The organism is Methanobrevibacter ruminantium (assembly GCF_016294135.1).
In the GTDB taxonomy this organism is placed as follows: Archaea; Methanobacteriota; Methanobacteria; order Methanobacteriales; family Methanobacteriaceae; genus Methanobrevibacter; species Methanobrevibacter ruminantium_A.
The window spans coordinates 1-18122 of the sequence record NZ_JAEDCO010000005.1 but is presented as its reverse complement, the minus strand read 5'-3'; the positions used below and the strand labels follow the sequence as shown (position 1 = coordinate 18122).

Below are 18122 nucleotides of genomic sequence, written 5' to 3'. Positions count from 1 at the left end.
TATATAAAATTGATAAAATTAAGTTATACTTATACTAATATAACCGCTTTTCCTAACCTATTCTTATTATGTTATACATTATATATAATAGTTTCGTTATTTTGGACAATTTTCAAATAATTTCTATCATAAAATTTATTTTTTCGTGATTTTCAAAAATTTTTTATTTATTCATATTAGATTATTTTTTTATTAAAGATTAATTCTTTCTTTATTTTTAATTTAAATCTATATTTTTATATTTTTATTCAAACTACCTATTTCTAATCAATATTTTTCTTAAATAACTAATATTGATTTTAATAACTTTAATTTATTTTAATGTATTTACATTTATTATTAATTTCGTATTATATAAATGTTTTTAAATTAGTTTGATATTTTTGTCAAATGGTTTATTTTTTTAAGTTTTTTGATTCATTGACAAAAAATATATTATTTTATTAAAATAAATTATAATCATTGAATTTAAATATAAATGTTTTATCATTTTCTGGTGATTTTTTGAAATGGAAGAAAATTGGAGATATCTTGATAGTTGACAATAAGTTCAGTGAGGACTCTTTGGAGAATTTAGAGTCCATTGCCTTAGAGCATAATGTCAAATCAATTATTAAGATTGATAAGATCGATGGGCAAAAGAGAGAACCTACTATAAGTCTTTTGTATGGCGATGAAACCGAGACCATCCATAAGGAAAATGGGTGTCTCTTTAATCTTGATTTATCTAAAGTCATGTGGGCTAAGGGAAACAATAATGAAAGATTGAGGATTGCCAAATTGGTTACAAAGGGTGAGACTGTAGTGGATATGTTTGCTGGAATCGGCTACTTTTCAATTCCAATTGGTGTTCACAGTCAAGCGAAACAGATTTACTCAATTGAGATAAATCCAAACTCCTATCATTTCCTTAAGAAAAACATTGAATTAAACAGAATCAATGAAAAGGCAAATTATGATAGGATGATTCCTATTTTGGGGGACTGTGCTAACGAAGCTCCAAAGTATTCTGCTGATAGGGTATTGATGGGCTATGTGAAAACTACTCATCACTTCTTAAGGCCTGCAATGGAATGTGTCAAGGAGGGTGGAATAATCCATTATCATGAAACAGTTCCGGATAAGTTGATTGAAATCCGTCCGTATGAGAGAGTCAAAGAGATTGCTTGGGAATGTGGAGAAAGGGAAGTTGAAGTGTTGAACATTCAAAAGATAAAAAGGTATGCTCCAGGTGTAGAGCATATAGTTTTGGATGCAAGAATTAATTAAGTGAGAATTTATTAAAAAATTTTTTTATCTGTTTAGTGAAAATTGTAATATATAAGATAGCATATAAGATAATTATTTTGATTAAACGGAAATCATTTTTATCATGTTTTAGGGAAGAATTATTATGATTGAAACTGATGTGTTGGTTATTGGTGCTGGACCTGCAGGATCTTCAGCTGCAAGATTTGCAGCTAAAGGCGGTGTAGACGTTATTATTATAGAGAAGAAATCTGAAATTGGATTTCCTAAAAGATGTGCCGAAGGGGTTTCAAAAAAGATTTTTGAAAAATTGGACCTTGAAATGGATCCTCATTGGGTCACTAATGAAATCAGCGGTGTAAGATTCGTTGCTCCTGATGGAACAGATATTTGGCTTAGTGAAGACCAAATCGATTTGCCTGATGCAGGATATGTGCTTGAGCGTAAGGTATTTGATAAGCACATGGCGGCCGTTGCTGCAAGGGAAGGGGCAGAAATCAGAATCAAGACCCAAGCAAAAGGCCTTAAAAGAGAAGAAGACGGAACATTCACTGTCACTTGCGAATCCATGGGAGAAACCTTTGATATTCATGCTAAAATTATCATTGGAGCGGATGGTCCTGAGTCCCATGTAGCTAAATGGGCGGGATTGAATGCTTATATCAAGCCTCAGCATATGGTGGCTGGTGTGCAATATGAAATGTGCAATGTAAAAATGAAAAGGAACGATTATCTTGAGTTCTATTTCGGCAGTGTAGCTCCTGGAGGATATTTCTGGCTATTCCCTAAAGGTGGAGATGTTGTAAATGCTGGCCTTGGAATAATTACAAATATGGCTGAAAAATCCGCTTACGAATACCTTGTGGATGCTGTAGACAACTGTTATGCAACCCAAGAGGCTCAAGCAGTTGAATTGAATGCTGGTGGAGATCCGGTTGGAGGGCTTGTCAAGGAAATGTACGGAGACAATATCCTGCTTGTAGGGGATGCTGCAAGTCAAGTGAATCCTCTTACCGGTGGAGGAATCACCAATGGTATGTTAGGTGGAAGATTTGCTGGTGAAGTTGCAGTGGAAGCTATAAAATCAGGTGACTGTTCCAAGAATTTCCTTAAGAAGTATGAAAAGCTCTATTTGGATGAAATGGGCGCTGAAATGCAAAAATACACTAAGGTCACTGAATATTTATGGACTTTAGATGACGATGACATCAATAAGATCGCTCATAAATTCAAGGAAATGGAATTTGAAAAGTTAACTACAACTGATATCGTTAAAGTGGTTATCAAGGCAGATCCAAAATCACTTTTAAAACTAGGTAGAATCTTTTTATAGATTAAAATTATTTAAGAGATTAGATTCTTAATCTCTTATAATTGAATATTTTTTTTGAAGAGATTATTTATTTTCAATCTCTTCTTGTCCTCTTTTTGTTTTTTCCAGTAAAACTGGATTTTCAATATATTTTTCATTTATGTATTTTTCATAGATTGCCAATCTCTCTTTCAATTCGTATCCTGCATCATTGGTTAGTTTTTCTAATTTTTCAAGAGTTGGCCATGGAGATGATGGATTTACATAATCTTCACTAAGTGGAGATACTCCTCCCCAGTCATCAGTACCGCAGAGAAGGAATATTTGGCTTGTTTCATAGTTTAAGTTTGGTGGCACTTGAACTGAAACATCTTCATCGAAAAGCAACTGTGCAGCTGCAACGGTTCTAACCATATCCAAAAGGCTTGGCTCTTCATGATTTTCCATTTCAATTCCAGGACTTACAGTAAAGTTTTGAATGATTACCTCTTGGATGTGACCATACTTGTCACAAAGCTCTTTTATTTTAAGTAATGAATCAGCTATTTCTTCCTTTGTTTCACCTATTCCGATAAGTATTCCTGTTGTGTATGCAATATTGAGCTTTCCAGCATTTTCTATTGTTTCAAGACGTATTTTAGGATTTTTTCCAGGACTTTTCTCGTGGGCTATTGTATTCATCAATCTTTCAGATGAGCTTTCCAGCATCATTCCCATTGAAATATTGTATTCCTTTAGCATTTTCATATCTTCATATGGGAAGTTTCCTGCATTTGTATGCGGAAGAAGCTCAGTTTCTTCAACAGTCATTTTGCAGATGTCATAGATGTATTCGCACATATTCTTAAAGCCTAATTCATCCAGTTTTGCTTTAACTGCCTCTTCAGTATCAGCATCCTCACCCATGGTAAACAATGCCTCTTTGCAGCCATATTTCTCAGCTTCCTTCAATGTAGCTAAAACCTCCTCTTTATCGAGCAATATGATTGCATCAGGGTCATCTGGACTTTGCTTGAATGCACAGTATCCGCAATCATTTCTGCAGATCTTAGTAAGTGGAATGAACACGTTTTTGGAATATGTCACATAATTGTGCTCTCTTTTAGAGTTAGCTAAAGCCATGATTTCAAGAATGTCCTCTTTTTTGCATTCTAAAATAGCTATTAAGTCATCGCGACTGAGATTTTCAAAATCAATATTGGATATATTAGACATTTTACACCTATTTTTTGAAGATTGTAATATTTATTTTATTTTTGTTTTATTTCTATTTCATTTTTTTCATTATTCTTCAATTTCCTCTCTTTCAGTGGCAGTCACTTCAACATACAATGGGCCGAATCCTGATTTGTCTTTCCAGATAGCCACAAATGTTCCTACATTTGGCATAAGGAATAGCTTGTATTCCACATGCAATCCCATAGCTTCCAATTGCTCTTTCATTTTGAGCAATCCTCCGCTATCTGGTGCTACGCCGCCATCTTCACCGTCTCTAAGGTAAGAATCCACTTTCTCTACAAACTCATTACCCTCATCTGATAAGACATCAACTTCCTTAGCTTTGAGAATATCTTCAAGTTCTCTTAATTTAGCTTCCATATCATTGATTTCTATAGGGTCACGGCTTATTCCTCTTACGATAACAACATGTTCCCCATGAAATGCAGGTCTGGATCCTTTAAATGCATTGAAATGTCCTATAATTTGTCCTGTAGTTTTTAATAATACGTCTGACATAAAATCACTTTATTATTTTAAATTATTATTTAAATCATTATTTTAAATATTATTTTAAATATTTTTCAATTAAAATTTTAATTATTATTTTAAATCTTCTAATAATTGCTTTTAATATTTTAAGAAAATTATATAGTTATTTTTAATTTAGATAGTATATAAATTTTACAAAATAGGCTTACGTTTTTTTATAGAATATGATTTCATAAAAATTATATAAATGAAAAATATAAAATGAACATGGTAATCAAAACAATCAAAAAATATATTATTTGTTTAATAATAAATTTCTTGATTTATAGATAATTAATTTTAAAAATTCATTTTACTATTTTATTTAATTAAGTGATTATATGAATGAACATTCAGGATGGAACTCAAAGCTAACATTTCTTTTTGCGATGATTGGCGCTACAATTGGTATCGGAAATATTTGGCGTTTCAGTTATGTATTTTACACCAATGGTGGAGGATCTTTTTTCATTCCTATATTATTGCAATTCTTGTAATGGGAATTCCATTTTTGATTTTAGAGAACGGATTGGGATTCAGATACAAGGAGAGCTTTTCAAAGCTATTGCATGATATAAATCCAAAATTTGAGATTATTGCTTGGATGCTAGTGCTTTTTGTTTTCATTGTTGCAATTTATTATATGGTTATCTTAAGCTGGGATTTAATATATTTAATGAATAGTTTTACATTTGGATGGGGAAATGATCAGTCTAGTTTTTTTGCAACAAACGTTGGAGGTTCTTCTGATTTTGCTAACATAGGTTCTGTAATAGTTCCTACGTTCATTGCCATTATAGTGTTGTGGGGCTTATTATGGATAGTTTCAAACAATGATGTTGATAAGGGAATCGGCAGGATATCAAAGGTCTTGATGCCGTTGCTTTTCGTTATAATGTCATTTATTCTTTTTTATTCACTCACTTTACCTGGATCTGAATTAAGATTGAAGACATTGTTGACTCAAGACTGGAATTCGCTTTTTGATGTTAATATTTGGCTTGCAGCATTTGCTCAGATAATATTTTCCTTAAGTATAGGGCAGGCGATTATTTACACATATGTCACTTACTTATCTGAAGAAACCAGATTGATAGACAATGTGTTTATGGTTGTTTTAGCCAATTCCATTTATGAGCTCTTTGTTGGATTGGGGATATTCTCAATTTTAGGATATATGTCTGTAACAAGTTCAATTCCTATGACTGAATTGATCAGTGAGGGAACCAGTTTAATCTTTGTTGCTCTGCCTGAAATTTTTGAGGTAATGGGTCCTATTGGAAGAATAGTAGCTCCATTACTCTTCTTATCAGTATTATTTGCAGGATTCACTTCCTCATTAGCATTATACGAGCCCTTATTGTTGTCTGTTTGTGATAAGTTAAATTGGTCTCGTAGAAAAGGAGTGACTGTTTTAGCTGTCATTGCATGTTGCGGGTCATTATTGTTTTCAACAGGCATCAGCAGTTATCTAGTTGAAATAGTTGATACATTGTCAATGAATTTGGAATCTTAATTTTAATAGCATTGCAAGCCATAGTCTTTACCAGGTATTTGGATATAGATGGATTAAGGGATATATTGAATAAAAATTCTGCATTAAAGTTGGTAGAAAATGGAAATTTGATCTTAAGTATATTCTTCCAGAAATGTTAATTGTCATGTGGATTATTGGTGTAGGCCAATTGATTTATGAAGTGGATTTATTTAAATTAGGAGTATATGTCTTAATCACATTCATCGTATTGGGATTATCTGTATTTTTCGTCAGGTCAAATCCAATTGATCATAATTCTAAAGAATAATTAAATTTTTCAAAAATAAACATTATATTCTTATATATAACCCTATTTTTTTAATAGGGATATTTCTTGTGAGAATTATGCAGATTAGAAAAGCGACAATTGAGGATTTAGAGTTATTAATTATGGGCATATATAGAAAGCTCAGGATTTCATGATTAAATCTGGAAATTCTAATCAATGGGGCCATTTCTATCCTAGTGAAGACTTGGTCATAGATGACATATCAAAGGGGATTTCCTATTTGATTTTTGAGGATACTTTTGATGATTGTCCTCATGGTGTCTTTGTACTTATTGACGGTTTGGAACCGACTTACAAGTATATTGAAGATGGAAATTGGCTTAATGATGAACCGTATATGACATTGCATAGAATCGCAAGTGATGGGAAAGTTCATGGTGTTTTTAAATCTGCAATTGACCATTCCAAATCCATTTGCAATAACATTAAGATAGATACCCACAACAACAATCAAATCATGCAAAAACAGATAGAAAGGAATGGTTTCAAGAGGTGTGGGACCATTTATGTTAAGGAGGGTTCTCCTAGAATTGCTTACCAATGGATGAAAGAAAAATAGTTTTTAAATGCTCTTTCAAAAATTATAATACTCTTATATTTGATAATATATATTAGATTTAATTTAGGAAATGATATTATGGAAAATTTTGAAAATCAGAAATTCTGCCAATCATGTGCAATGCCTATGACTGAAGAGCTTTTTGGAACCAATGCAGATGGATCTAAAAATGAGGATTACTGCATGTACTGCTTTAAGGATGGTGAATTCACTTCCGATATGACTATGGAAGAAATGATAGATTTCTGCAGTGAAAAGATGGTTGAAGTTCATCCTGAAATGAATATTGAAGAAGCTTCCAAAATGATGAATGAAGTCTTCCCTCAATTGAAAAGATGGGCAAAGGATTAAATTATTTAATTTAATTCTTTATTTTTTTACTATTTTCATAATAAAAAACTTTTTTTTAAAAAATATAATTTCAAATTAAACTTATAGAAAAAATATATTCAAATAGAAAATAAGATGAAAAATAATAGATAAAAAAGAAAAATGGTTTATTAATTAAAACCAGCTATTAAAGAAATTAATAATATAATGTGTTATTTGGATATTTAATTTGGATTTCATTAACAATTTCAGCTTCTTCTGATTTAGCAAATTTTAAAGAGATATATGCTATTGCTAATGAGCTTACAATTGATACTAAACTAAAGAATAAAATAGTGTTCATAATTCTTCCTCCGATTTTTTTAGATTATAAATAATTCTGCTTATTCTTTAATCCATTAAAAGAATTATATAAAGTCTTTCGAATGCAAGCACTTACTTGCATCGTTAAATTATGAAAATGAGAGAGTAAATCTTTTTATTTTAAAAAAATTAATTTAAAATTATTTAAAAATTATTTAATAAATTTAATTTAATAAACCTTATATTGACTAGGCCTATTAAATAGTAAAAATAGTTCTTATTTTTATTATCTGATTTAGATATATTAAAGCAAATAAGCAATATTTGCATCGGTGTTTAAAAAGAAAAAATAAAAGTTTTAAATTAAGCCATAGGCTTAATATAAACTTCTTATTATAAATTAAGTTCTTCTTTAAGAGAACCTAAAGTAGAAACTTTTTCTGCATAAGCATTGTGTCTGTGAATACTTTCATGGTTTTCTTGTCTTGTAGTAATTAAAGTGTCATCAGGCAAGTATGAAAATTCGTCAAGGATCTTTTCATTCATTGTTCTTACACAATCCTCTACAAATACAGGATTCTTATGAGCATTCATAACAACTGCATTTTCATCAGGACGTTTTAAAAGCTCTGAAATAGGGGAACTCATGGATGATTCAATGATTTCAATCAATTTTTCACCATCGATGTATTCTTTTTCAGGAACTTCTATTAAGATGGTTCCTACTCCTCTTTGGTTGTGAGAAGCGAAAGTTACAGTGTCCAATACTTTTTCACATGTTTCTTCATCTAAGAATTTTAATAAGTTGCTTTTATCCACTTCTCTTACAGATTCCTGTGCGCATGGACAGACAGTTATTCCAACAACTTCAGCACCAATAGCTTTTCTAATGGTGATGGTTCCATCATCTTCACGGATACCAACAGCATTAGCTATTAATTTAGCCATTTCTTGGGATCTATTGTCAGTTACTGGGGACTCTTTCATAAACATGTAGTCACTAACCATGTTCACTTCAACACGTTTAGCGTATTCATGCTTTTCAAGCATCCTATTTACGATATCTGCACAGAGTGATTCAACACCATCGGATGCACCTTTAGCAACTTCATCAACAACTTCACTGATAGCTTCAGGAGTTCTAGACATATGTGTACCTTTTTGAGTGCTTGGCAAATCTACAAAAGCATCAAAAGTAGGTAATAATATGATTGGTCTTTTTTCTTTTCTTTTAAGAGTTAAAAGTTTTTTGACGCCAGTAACACCTACTCTACTTAAGTGAATAGGGATACGTGGTTCATCATCTTGTGTGTCTGGGAGACAAACTACCATTTTTGTTTACCTTCTTTAGTTTATTAAAAATAAATATTACTCTTTTATTACAACAATTTTTACAATTAATCATTGTTTTTTAATTTTTATAATAAAATAAATAGTTTTTATTTTCTATATTTAAAATAATATTATTGTATGTTTATATATTTTTTGTATAAATGTTTAATATAATTTTCTATATTAAATTATTTTTTAAGGGTATTTTATTGATTTGTTTATGAAATAGTGTAGGAATGGTGTAGGAATAATGTAAGAATAGCATATAAATAGAATAGAAATAGTATGAAAATTATAAAAAAGATTAAAAATAGAAATTTTTAAAGGGGTAAATAAAGGGGTAATAATAATTAAAATAATATTATAATTATTGAAAGGGGTTTAATTATAAAAATTATTTAATCACTATTATCAATTTTAAAAATTAACTTAAAGCTAGAGGATATTAGCAGATCCAATATCTTCTTTTACTATGTTAAGCACAGTCTGTGTAATTGTTTTTTCAATACAGCCTGATTTAAGCAATTCTTTAAGGAATTTGTCTAATTCATCGGTATCTTTAAATTTAGCAATTACAATAGCGTCATATTGACCGGTAACGTCATAAAGTCCAACAACATTTTTGTTGTTTGAGATTTCAGCTTCCCAAGTTTCCAATTCTTGACCTTTAACATTAACGCCAATAATGCTTGTAAGCGCATAACCTAATTTTTTATGGTTTAATACAGGTGCGAATTTTTCAATTACACCCGATTTAAGCATTTTATCGATACGATTGTGTACAGTTCCTACAGAAATTCCTAAATCACGTGATATTTGTCTGTATGAAATTCTAACATCATCATTGATGATTTTTAGAATTTTAATATCAGTTTCGTCCAATTTGATTATTTCATCGTTCTTTTTTGCACACATGATTTTCACTTTTTTTATTTTTTCTTGCATTGCAATTTTTAAAGGGGGTTTTAAATCAATTGCAATTCAAGTTTCGTGTTAAATAGTTTATATTAAGTATAACAATATTAAGTTTGTTATAATTTATATATAAAACTTTTCTTATTTTTCTTATTTTTTTCTCATTTTTGATAAATTTAATTATTATTTGATTATTTTATTTGATATGGAATATTTTTAAATTAGATTTTATTTAAAATATTTAAAGTATATTTTACTAATTCTTTGTTCTTAATTTTTAATTTTAGAATGTTTATTTTAATATAATCGCCTAATCTTTAATTAAATCAATTTTAAGCCACTATCCTTATCTAAAATACTTAATTAAGTATAGTTTGCATTTTTCTATTTTGCCAATTCCGTGATTATGTCCATCAATTCCTTATTGCTTGCATTGGTCTTTATACCGAGAGGACTGTAATGGGTTTTCACTGCAATGAACCCTTCTTCCTCAAGCTTGTCGAATACCTTGTCAAACTTAGGGGCGCTGATCTTTAAGGCTCTGCATACTTTGTGGATATCGTAGAATGTGCTTGGTGCATTTGCCTCTACCTTACAGGAATTCAATAGCTTTAAGACATTATCCTTTTGGTTAAGATTCTTTTCCTCAGCTATTTCAATCATTGAATCAATGAACTCCTCATTTTGCACAGGTCCAAGCCACATTGGGCCAGCCACTATCAATTTTCCACCACATTCTGGACAGAATTCTGGAATACTGGATGCAATGCCTTTGTACTCGCTTCTATGAAGGCAATGTTTGCAATGTGCAATATATCCAATGTTTTTCAGTGATTCATCAGTAGCTTTAGAACCTTTCCTTACCTTAAGATAGGTTCTCATGTAATGCTCACTGCTATGTGACATTTTCACTTCAATGTATTTCTGATACTTTGCAAGGGTGAGTGCAGCAAATCCAATGAGAATCCTTATTCCGTTTTCATGGCAATATTCGCTTTTGTATGGCCGTGCATTGTATTTTCTAATGCAAGGCTCTTCATATGTTCCGCAAAGGCAGGAAGTGTCTGTTGCGGTTAAGCATAGGAGTGAGTCCCTTTTTAGATTATAACCTGCAGAGTCTACAAATGGTGAAGGGGTTCCGAATGGATCAATATCAATGACATCAAATCTTCCCATATTGCTTCTAAGTTCATTGTTTGCTTCCTTTTGGTCTATTTCAACTTCAACATCATTTAGTTCTGCATTGATTCTGGTAAATTCATTGGCAAGTGGGCTGATGTCATTTACTGCAACATCTCCAACTCCATCAATTTCCTTTTTATAGCGTATTCCCCTTATTCCACTACCACCAAATAAGTCGCAGATGTTTATTTCCCTATTCACTTCCCTTTGGTAGGCTTGAAGTGCAAGGATGGAATTGTCCCTATTGAATTCCATTCGAGGATTATAAAAAACAGGAGCATCAGAGGAAACCTTATCAAAATCAGGGAATTTGATTTGAACTTTACCCTCTTCGATGATTTTCAATTCATCTTCACTATACTCTTTTATTTCTGTATCATAATTATTTTGAAAATTATTATTTTGATTATTTTCCATAATTTTGCCTTTTTGATTATAATTGGTTTAATAATTCTTTTAATTTATTATTAGATTAATATTTTAATTAATATTTATTTTTCATTTTATTTAAATAAATTAGAATTTTAAGCAAAACCTTTTATTTAATTTAATTAAACATAGGATTTTAAGTAAAACTAATATAAGATTAAGAATAAATAGACTATTATAACTATTTAACTAAACTATTGGAAATTAATATAATTCAATTAGTTAATTTCAATTAGTTAATTTCAATTAGTTAATTTCAATTAGTTAATTTTTATTAGTTAATTTTTTAAATTTATTAAATAATTTATTTTATTCATTTTAGGTGAAAATATGGCAGACATTAAAGTTTCAATAGCTAGTCCTGTTATTGAAGAAGAGGAAATAAATGCAGTAATTGATGTAATGAAATCTGGTATGATTGCACAAGGACCAAAAGTAATTGAGTTTGAAGAAGAATTTGCAAAATATGTGGGGGCAAAGTATGGAATTGCAACCAATTCCGGTACTTCCGCTTTGCATGTAGCTCTTTTAGCAGCTGGAATTGGTGAAGGCGATGAAGTGATTACAACTCCTTTCACATTTGCAGCTACTGGAAACTCCATTTTATACACTGGCGCTCGCCCTGTCTTTGTGGATATAGATTCTGAAACCTTTACAATTGACCCTGCAAAGATTGAAGAAGCAATCACTGACAAGACTAAAGCTATCATGCCTGTTCAATTATATGGACAAGCTGCAGATATGGAACCTATTATGAAAATCGCAAAAGAGCATGACTTGATTGTCATTGAAGATGCAGCACAAGCTCATGGTGCTGAATACAATGGTGAAAAGGTAGGTAACCTTGGAGACATGGCTTGCTTCAGTTTCTATCCTACCAAAAACATGACCACAAGTGAAGGTGGTATGATTACCACAAACAGGAAGGAATTTGCAGAAAATGCAAAAGTCTTCAGAGCGCATGGTTCAGCTACCAAATATCATCATGATGTTTTAGGATATAACTTCAGAATGACTGACATTGCTGCAGCTATTGGTTTAGAGCAACTTAAGAAAATAGACTCATTCAATGAAAAAAGAATTGCAAATGCCAAATGCCTTAATGAAGGTTTAAATGACATTGAAGCAATTGAAACCCCAGTTTTAAAAGATGGTTGCAAGCATGTATACCACCAATACACAATCAAGATTAAAGATGGAAAAAGAGATGAATTGTCTGATTACTTAATTGAAAATGGTATTGGTAATGGAATTTACTATCCAATTCCTCTTTATAATCAAGTTCTTTATAAGGAATTAGGTTACGATCAAGCTCTTCCAGTAACTGATGAGACAGTGGAAGAAGTTTTATCTCTTCCTATTCATGCAAAGCTTACTCAGGAAGACTTAGATTATATTATTAAAACAATTAAAGAATTTTTTAACTAATTTTCTTTGATTAGTTTTTTCTTTTTTATTTTTTATTAATTTTTTATCTTCATATTTCTAATTTTTTTACATTTATTTTCACATTCTATTTTTTACAGATTTCACTTTTTCTTCTAATGTTCTGTTTTCCTTATCTCTCCTATCATCTATTTTTAGAACTGTGTAAACCCTTGGCACTCCCATTTCAAAAATAGATTCCTGGACTTCTGCACATACTTCGTATAGTGCTTTAAGATTGTCTGATTCAATTTGAGTCCCCATAGCGGTTATTTGATATTTCAAGCCACTTTTCTCAATTATTTTAGCTGCTTCTGCAACATATTTGCCAACACTTGACTCGTCAATTCCCATAGGTATAATACATAAATCTGCTGTAATCATAGTTATTATTTTATACTTGTTAGGATATAAATTTATTAAGAAATTCAATTATTAAGATTCAATAAAATAATTATTTAAGTTTTTAAGTGATATCATGAGCATAAAAAAAGAGGAGTTCAATGAAAAAATCTTCACCAGAATCAATGATTTAATCAATGATTATGAATTGATTAAAGAAGGTGAAAAAATAGCTATTGCATTGTCTGGTGGTAAAGACAGTGTCTTGACTCTTCATGCACTTAAAAATTATCAAGATAATTGCGGCTTTGATTTTGAACTTGTAGCCATTTCTGTTGATGAAGGAATAGAAGGCTATCGCCAGCATGGAATCGATGCAGCTGTAAACAATGCAAAACTGTTGAATATTCCTCTTATTCAAAAATCCTTTAAGGATGATGAAGGATTTGCATTGGATGATATTTATTCTTATTTTAAAAGCGCTTGCATTCCATGTGGTGTATTTAGACGTAATATTTTAAATAAAACAGCTTATGAAATTGGAGCAGATAAAATAGCAACTGGACATAATCTTGATGATGAAATCCAATCATTTTTGATGAGTTTTTCAAGAGGGGATACAGTTAAGTTTTCTAAATTCGGTCCAGAGCTTGATCAGATTCATGAAAAGTTAGTTCCAAGAATTAAGCCTTTATGGAACACTCCAGAAAAAGAGGTAGGTATGTGGGCAATCATTAATGGAATTGAAATTCATCTGGCTGAATGTCCTTATTCTAACCTTTCATTAAGGGCTAAGATTAAGGAGTTTTTAAATAATACAGAATCAAAACATCCTGGAACTAAAGAGAATGTTTTGGAATCATTTAAGCAAATCTTGGATGTTGAGAATATCAGAACAGTACTGAATGAATGTGAAAGATGTGGAGAGCCAACATCAGCTAAGATTTGTAAAGCTTGTGAAATCAAGGATATTGTTAATGAAAATCTTAATGAAAAATAAGTTTTATTTTATCACAAACGAACAAAATAAATTTTGTCAAAAAAAAAAAGAAAAAGAAATTAAAAATTAATTTCTTATTATGACAAATGCCATATAGAGTATGAATAAGGCAACTAATATTGCACCTTCTTTTTTATCCACTTCATTTTGACTATAAGCGAATATTGCGCCGATTATTGTAATGACTGTCATTAAAGCAATATCTGTTACCATTTCAGGTGCAATTGGTAATGGCATGATTGCACTGCTTATACCTAAAATGAATAAGATATTAAAGATGTTTGATCCAAGCACATTACCTATTACAATACCATTGTCTCCTTTTTTAAGTGCAGTTACAGATGTAACAAGTTCAGGCAAGGAAGTTCCTATTGCAACAATGGTAAGACCAATAAGCACATCGCTTAATCCGAATGCACTAGCAATGAAACTTGCACCATCTACAACCAAATCAGAACCGATAATGATACCTGCAATACCTATAATGATGTAAATGAATGCTTTTGGCATTGAAAGTTTCACTTCAATCTCTTCTGACATAGCTTCCTTATCTTTTCTTGCTTCCTGTACAAGACGGTAAACATAAGCGACAATGATAATCAAGAGGATTATACCACAGAGTCTGCTTAGTTGTCCAAATAGGACGGCTATTACAAGTAAACCAATTGTGGAAATCACTAAAAATGGCAAATCCCTTTTAATTAGAATTTTATCCACAGTCAAGGTTCCAAGCAATGCAGAAATTCCCACTACTGCTAAAATATTGAAGATGTTACTACCTACGACGTTACCTAAGGATATTGCATTGGTTCCAGCAAATGCTGAAGTAATTGAAACTGCAGCTTCGGGAGCACTTGTACCAAATGCCACGATTGTCAAACCTACGATAATGGTAGGAATCTTTAAGTTATATGCAACGTTACTTGCACCATCTACAAATACATCTGCACCTTTTATTAAAAGCACAAATCCTATGATGAGTAAAATTAATTGAATTATTAGTTCCATCAGTTATTCTCCCAGTCCTCTTTACTTTCCAAATCTAATCTATTTGCATCCTCTTCGTTGACTGTTACCAAGATCTTATCAATATGGTTTGCATCCATATCCACTATCTCAAAGGTAAATTTGCCTTCATGGAATATCTCACCGGTATATGGGATTTTACCTGCATGTGAAAGGATAAATCCTGCAATGGTTGTATATCCATCTTCAACTTCGTTAGGCATTTCCTTTTCAATTTCAAATAAGTCTTTAAAGTCTTCAATAGAGAATCTGCCGTCAATTAACCATGAATTGTCTTTTCTTTCAACTGCTTTAGGATCATCTTCCTCATCAATACCTGGAATGTCTCCTACGATTCCTTCAAGAAGGTCGTTTAAGGTAATCAATCCTACAACACTTCCGAATTCATCCACAACAAGTACCATATGGACATATTCCCTGTTTTCCTTAAACTCTTGAAGCAAATCCATTGCAAGCATATTTTCTGGAACAACCAATGGAGATTTAATGGTTTTCTCAATATTTGCTTCTTTACCTGAGAAGATTTCACTTAATAGGTCTTTTGCTTGAACAACACCGATGAAATTATCTAGCTCTCCTTCAGCTACAGGGAAAATGGATCTTTTACTGTTAATGATTTTTTCCTTGTTTTCTTCCAAATCATCTTCCAAGTCTATCCAGATGATTTCACTTCTTGGAGTCATTATCATATCTACTTTTTGGTCATCTAAACGGAACACCCTTTTAATGATGTCTTCTTCCTCTTCAGCGATAGTTCCGTCTTCAATACCTTCTTCAATAAGTAGCTTGACTTCCTCTTCAGTTACAATATCCTCTTTTGGTTTTGAACCAACAATTCTTAAGGCAAGGTTGGTTGAACTGTCAAGCAATCTGACAACTGGCTTGCAAATCCATGAGCTAACTTGCATGAATTTTGCGGTTTGCAATGAATATCCTTCGGGGTCATTCAATGCCATTCTTTTAGGTACAATTTCACCAATCAGGATTGTGAAGTATGTAGTTACAAGAATAACAAATATGAAGCTTAATTGGTAACTGTAAGGGATGTATGGGCTTAAAAAATTACCCATAGGTTCAGAAAAAGTATTTCCACCAATTGCCCCTGTGATAATTGCAGTAAATGTTATACCAATTTGTACAGTTGATAAGAAGTCACTGACATTATCCATAAAGTCTAAAACAAGTAATGCTCTTTTATTCCCTTCATCTGCGATTTTTTGCATCCTAATTCTTCTTGTGGATACAACAGCAATTTCTGCAAGGGAGAAAAGTCCATTAAGCACAATTAAAATTATTATTACTAAAATTTCAATTCCTATAATTATCGAGTCCATTTCCATTAAGTCCTTAAACAATTTATAATTTTAAATTTTTTTATTAAAAATAATTTTTTTCTTTATATATTGTATTTTATTTATATTTATATAAAGATTTTTTTTATAAGTAATATGATATTTATTAATTCTATTTATAAATTTAATGTTTTTTTAAGCATTTGAATTGCAAATTTCTTATAATTTATTAATCTTTTTGTTATATTTTACATGATCTTGATGATATTCAAGAAGTTTTAAAATTATGATGTAAATGAAATTTGATTATAACTCTTTCATTTTCCTATCAATTTGATTGAGAAACTTGTTCTGTTTAAATTCCTCTGCAGTGCTGAACATTGACCCTCCATAGATTTCCTCTTGCATCTTTTGAACGGCATATGTTGCATCTTCTGCAGTTTCCACCCTTTGAAGGATTCTGCGACTTTTCACCTTGATGGTTTTTCCACAAGTGCATTTTCTTGTAGCAACACCTTTTTTAGCATATAAAACCCTTCCACAGTCGCATCTGAATATCAAATACATATTTTTAACCTCCAAAAATCTTCATGAATAGTGGAATAAACACTTGTGAAGGCAAGATTACTAGAGTGGCAATGCTCACTCCAAGGTTTGTTCCAACTACCACAAGCAAGATTCTAATGATATTGTTATTCCATAAGTCTCTAAAGCTTTCTATTTTACCTAAATTGTTAATGTCCTGTTTTCTCACTCTTCTGAATTTAGCTTCTGCAAGTCCTGAGAACCATCCTGCAGCAAGCAATGGGTGAATGATGGTAAGGGGAGCAACTAATCCTCCAATGATTGCAGATTGGATTTTAGACCCAGAGACAATTGAACCTATAAAACCCATAATCATGCTGATTACAACAAATTGTACAATATCTCCTTCTATATGGATTCCATTCATCCAAGCAAGAAAAAATATCACGACAAATGAAATAGGGATTAAAGCCAAAATGATTTTTAGCCAAGGGATTCCACCTTTCTTATCCATATCATTTAACTCTCTGTAGCTTGGAAGTGTTTCAGGATTGTCAAGATAATTGATTATTCCTTCCCTATGGCCTGCACCTACAACAGCTATCACTTTATCTTCAGGTATTCCCAATATTCCTTTTGCAAGGTATGCATCCCTTTCCTTAACAAGTGCAGTATATGCTCCAGGTGAGATTTCCTTAAAGTATTCCATAGCTTGATCGATGTTGGATTGTTCTTTAAGCTCTTCAATGTTCAATTCCTCTTCATCTGAAGAGAACACTGAAGCGACAATTCCATATAGGAATTTAAGTTTTTCCCAAGTGCTCATACTGTTCAATACCCTTTGCAATGTGATGTTAATGTCTCTGTCGATGAGTGCAAGTCTACATCCGATTTCCTCAGAGGCTTCAACTGCAGCAATCATTTCAGACCCGGGCTTGATATCTACATCTTCACCGATCTTATTTTGCATATATGAAAGAATTGTTGTAACTAGGAAAACCCCTACCTTGTTTTCCTTAATGATTTTAGTAATATGAATTGAGTCATCTTCAACGATACCGTTTCTCTCATTCATTAATCTTTGGTATCGTCCCCTATCCAATTCAATAGCCACTACATCAGGTAGGTCTTCTAAAATAGCTGCCCTTACTTCATCAGCACTATTTTGAGACACATGTGCAGTTCCTATAATTTTTAAACATTCTCTTATCATCAGATATCCTTCTTAAAATGTTCTTTCTATTGTAAATTTTATTTAAAATCTATTAAAACTTTATTTAAAATCTATTAAAACTTTATTTAAAATCTATTAAAACTTTATTTAAAA

At 31.4% G+C, this 18122-nt stretch carries 17 protein-coding genes and 1 pseudogene; 8 read left to right on the top strand and 10 right to left on the bottom strand.

Going from position 1 to position 18122, the window contains the following annotated elements; all coding sequences use genetic code 11:
• Positions 1-504 precede the first annotated feature (504 nt).
• Both VW161_RS02405 and VW161_RS02400 read left to right on the top strand, forming a co-directional pair.
• On the top strand, positions 505-1269 hold the full coding sequence (locus VW161_RS02405) for a class I SAM-dependent methyltransferase (RefSeq protein WP_304087758.1): 765 nt from the start codon (positions 505-507) through the stop codon (positions 1267-1269).
• 124 nt (positions 1270-1393) lie between these two features.
• Positions 1394-2581, top strand: a complete 1188-nt coding sequence (locus VW161_RS02400; protein ID WP_304087759.1) for an NAD(P)/FAD-dependent oxidoreductase — start codon at positions 1394-1396, stop codon at positions 2579-2581.
• Between the two features lie 63 nt (positions 2582-2644).
• Here the strand turns inward: VW161_RS02400 and cofG are convergent, their stop codons facing one another.
• Complete coding sequence (gene cofG, locus VW161_RS02395; RefSeq protein ID WP_304087762.1) at positions 2645-3775, bottom strand: 7,8-didemethyl-8-hydroxy-5-deazariboflavin synthase subunit CofG; 1131 nt, start codon at positions 3773-3775, stop codon at positions 2645-2647.
• 69 nt (positions 3776-3844) lie between these two features.
• Complete coding sequence (locus VW161_RS02390) at positions 3845-4297, bottom strand: DUF2120 domain-containing protein (RefSeq protein ID WP_304087763.1); 453 nt, start codon at positions 4295-4297, stop codon at positions 3845-3847.
• Between the two features lie 353 nt (positions 4298-4650).
• On the opposite strand from VW161_RS02390, the pseudogene VW161_RS02380 reads away from it, so the two are divergent.
• The 4 genes and pseudogenes from VW161_RS02380 to VW161_RS02365 all read left to right on the top strand — a co-directional run bounded on the left by VW161_RS02380 (position 4651) and on the right by VW161_RS02365 (position 7045).
• Positions 4651-5825, top strand: a pseudogene (locus tag VW161_RS02380) (sodium-dependent transporter).
• Between the two features lie 133 nt (positions 5826-5958).
• Positions 5959-6114, top strand: coding sequence for a hypothetical protein (locus tag VW161_RS02375; protein ID WP_304087765.1), 156 nt, complete (start codon positions 5959-5961; stop codon positions 6112-6114).
• Between the two features lie 151 nt (positions 6115-6265).
• Positions 6266-6694, top strand: coding sequence for a hypothetical protein (locus tag VW161_RS02370; RefSeq protein ID WP_304102021.1), 429 nt, complete (start codon positions 6266-6268; stop codon positions 6692-6694).
• A gap of 78 nt (positions 6695-6772) precedes the next feature.
• Positions 6773-7045 carry a zinc ribbon domain-containing protein gene (locus VW161_RS02365; protein ID WP_304087769.1) on the top strand — a complete coding sequence of 91 codons (273 nt, stop codon included), beginning with the start codon at positions 6773-6775 and terminating at the stop codon, positions 7043-7045.
• A 675-nt stretch (positions 7046-7720) separates the two neighbouring features.
• Here the strand turns inward: VW161_RS02365 and mptA are convergent.
• From mptA to VW161_RS02350, 3 genes are all read right to left on the bottom strand, one after another.
• Complete coding sequence (gene mptA / locus VW161_RS02360) at positions 7721-8659, bottom strand: GTP cyclohydrolase MptA (protein ID WP_304094856.1); 939 nt, start codon at positions 8657-8659, stop codon at positions 7721-7723.
• 435 nt (positions 8660-9094) lie between these two features.
• The gene (locus VW161_RS02355) at positions 9095-9574 is read right to left on the bottom strand and encodes an Lrp/AsnC family transcriptional regulator (RefSeq protein WP_304087773.1); all 480 of its coding nucleotides are present in this window, start codon (positions 9572-9574) and stop codon (positions 9095-9097) included.
• Positions 9575-9958: 384 nt separating this feature from the next.
• On the bottom strand, positions 9959-11173 hold the full coding sequence (locus tag VW161_RS02350; protein WP_304087775.1) for a tRNA (guanine(10)-N(2))-dimethyltransferase: 1215 nt from the start codon (positions 11171-11173) through the stop codon (positions 9959-9961).
• Positions 11174-11515: 342 nt separating this feature from the next.
• On the opposite strand from VW161_RS02350, the gene VW161_RS02345 reads away from it, so the two are divergent.
• Positions 11516-12613: a DegT/DnrJ/EryC1/StrS family aminotransferase gene (locus VW161_RS02345; RefSeq protein ID WP_304089114.1), complete on the top strand. Its 1098-nt coding sequence runs from the start codon at positions 11516-11518 to the stop codon at positions 12611-12613.
• Between the two features lie 78 nt (positions 12614-12691).
• On the opposite strand, the gene VW161_RS02340 is transcribed toward VW161_RS02345, so the two are convergent.
• Entirely contained in the window at positions 12692-12994 is a 303-nt protein-coding gene (locus VW161_RS02340; RefSeq protein ID WP_304089116.1) for an MTH1187 family thiamine-binding protein, read from the bottom strand.
• A 94-nt stretch (positions 12995-13088) separates the two neighbouring features.
• Between VW161_RS02340 and VW161_RS02335 the strand changes: the two genes are divergently transcribed.
• Positions 13089-13952, top strand: coding sequence for a TIGR00269 family protein (locus VW161_RS02335; RefSeq protein ID WP_442919848.1), 864 nt, complete (start codon positions 13089-13091; stop codon positions 13950-13952).
• Between the two features lie 66 nt (positions 13953-14018).
• Here the strand turns inward: VW161_RS02335 and VW161_RS02330 are convergent, their stop codons facing one another.
• The 4 genes from VW161_RS02330 to VW161_RS02315 all read right to left on the bottom strand — a co-directional run bounded on the left by VW161_RS02330 (position 14019) and on the right by VW161_RS02315 (position 18008).
• Positions 14019-14960 carry a calcium/sodium antiporter gene (locus tag VW161_RS02330; RefSeq protein ID WP_304089118.1) on the bottom strand — a complete coding sequence of 314 codons (942 nt, stop codon included), beginning with the start codon at positions 14958-14960 and terminating at the stop codon, positions 14019-14021.
• On the bottom strand, positions 14960-16318 hold the full coding sequence (locus tag VW161_RS02325; protein ID WP_304102025.1) for a hemolysin family protein: 1359 nt from the start codon (positions 16316-16318) through the stop codon (positions 14960-14962). Before VW161_RS02325 ends, VW161_RS02330 begins: the two co-directional genes overlap by 1 nt.
• A 258-nt stretch (positions 16319-16576) precedes the next feature.
• Positions 16577-16837, bottom strand: a complete 261-nt coding sequence (locus VW161_RS02320) for a DUF1922 domain-containing protein (RefSeq protein WP_295606035.1) — start codon at positions 16835-16837, stop codon at positions 16577-16579.
• A gap of 4 nt (positions 16838-16841) precedes the next feature.
• A complete protein-coding gene (locus VW161_RS02315; protein WP_304089124.1) occupies positions 16842-18008 on the bottom strand; it encodes a TraB/GumN family protein in 1167 nt (388 codons plus the stop codon).
• Positions 18009-18122: the final 114 nt, after the last annotated feature.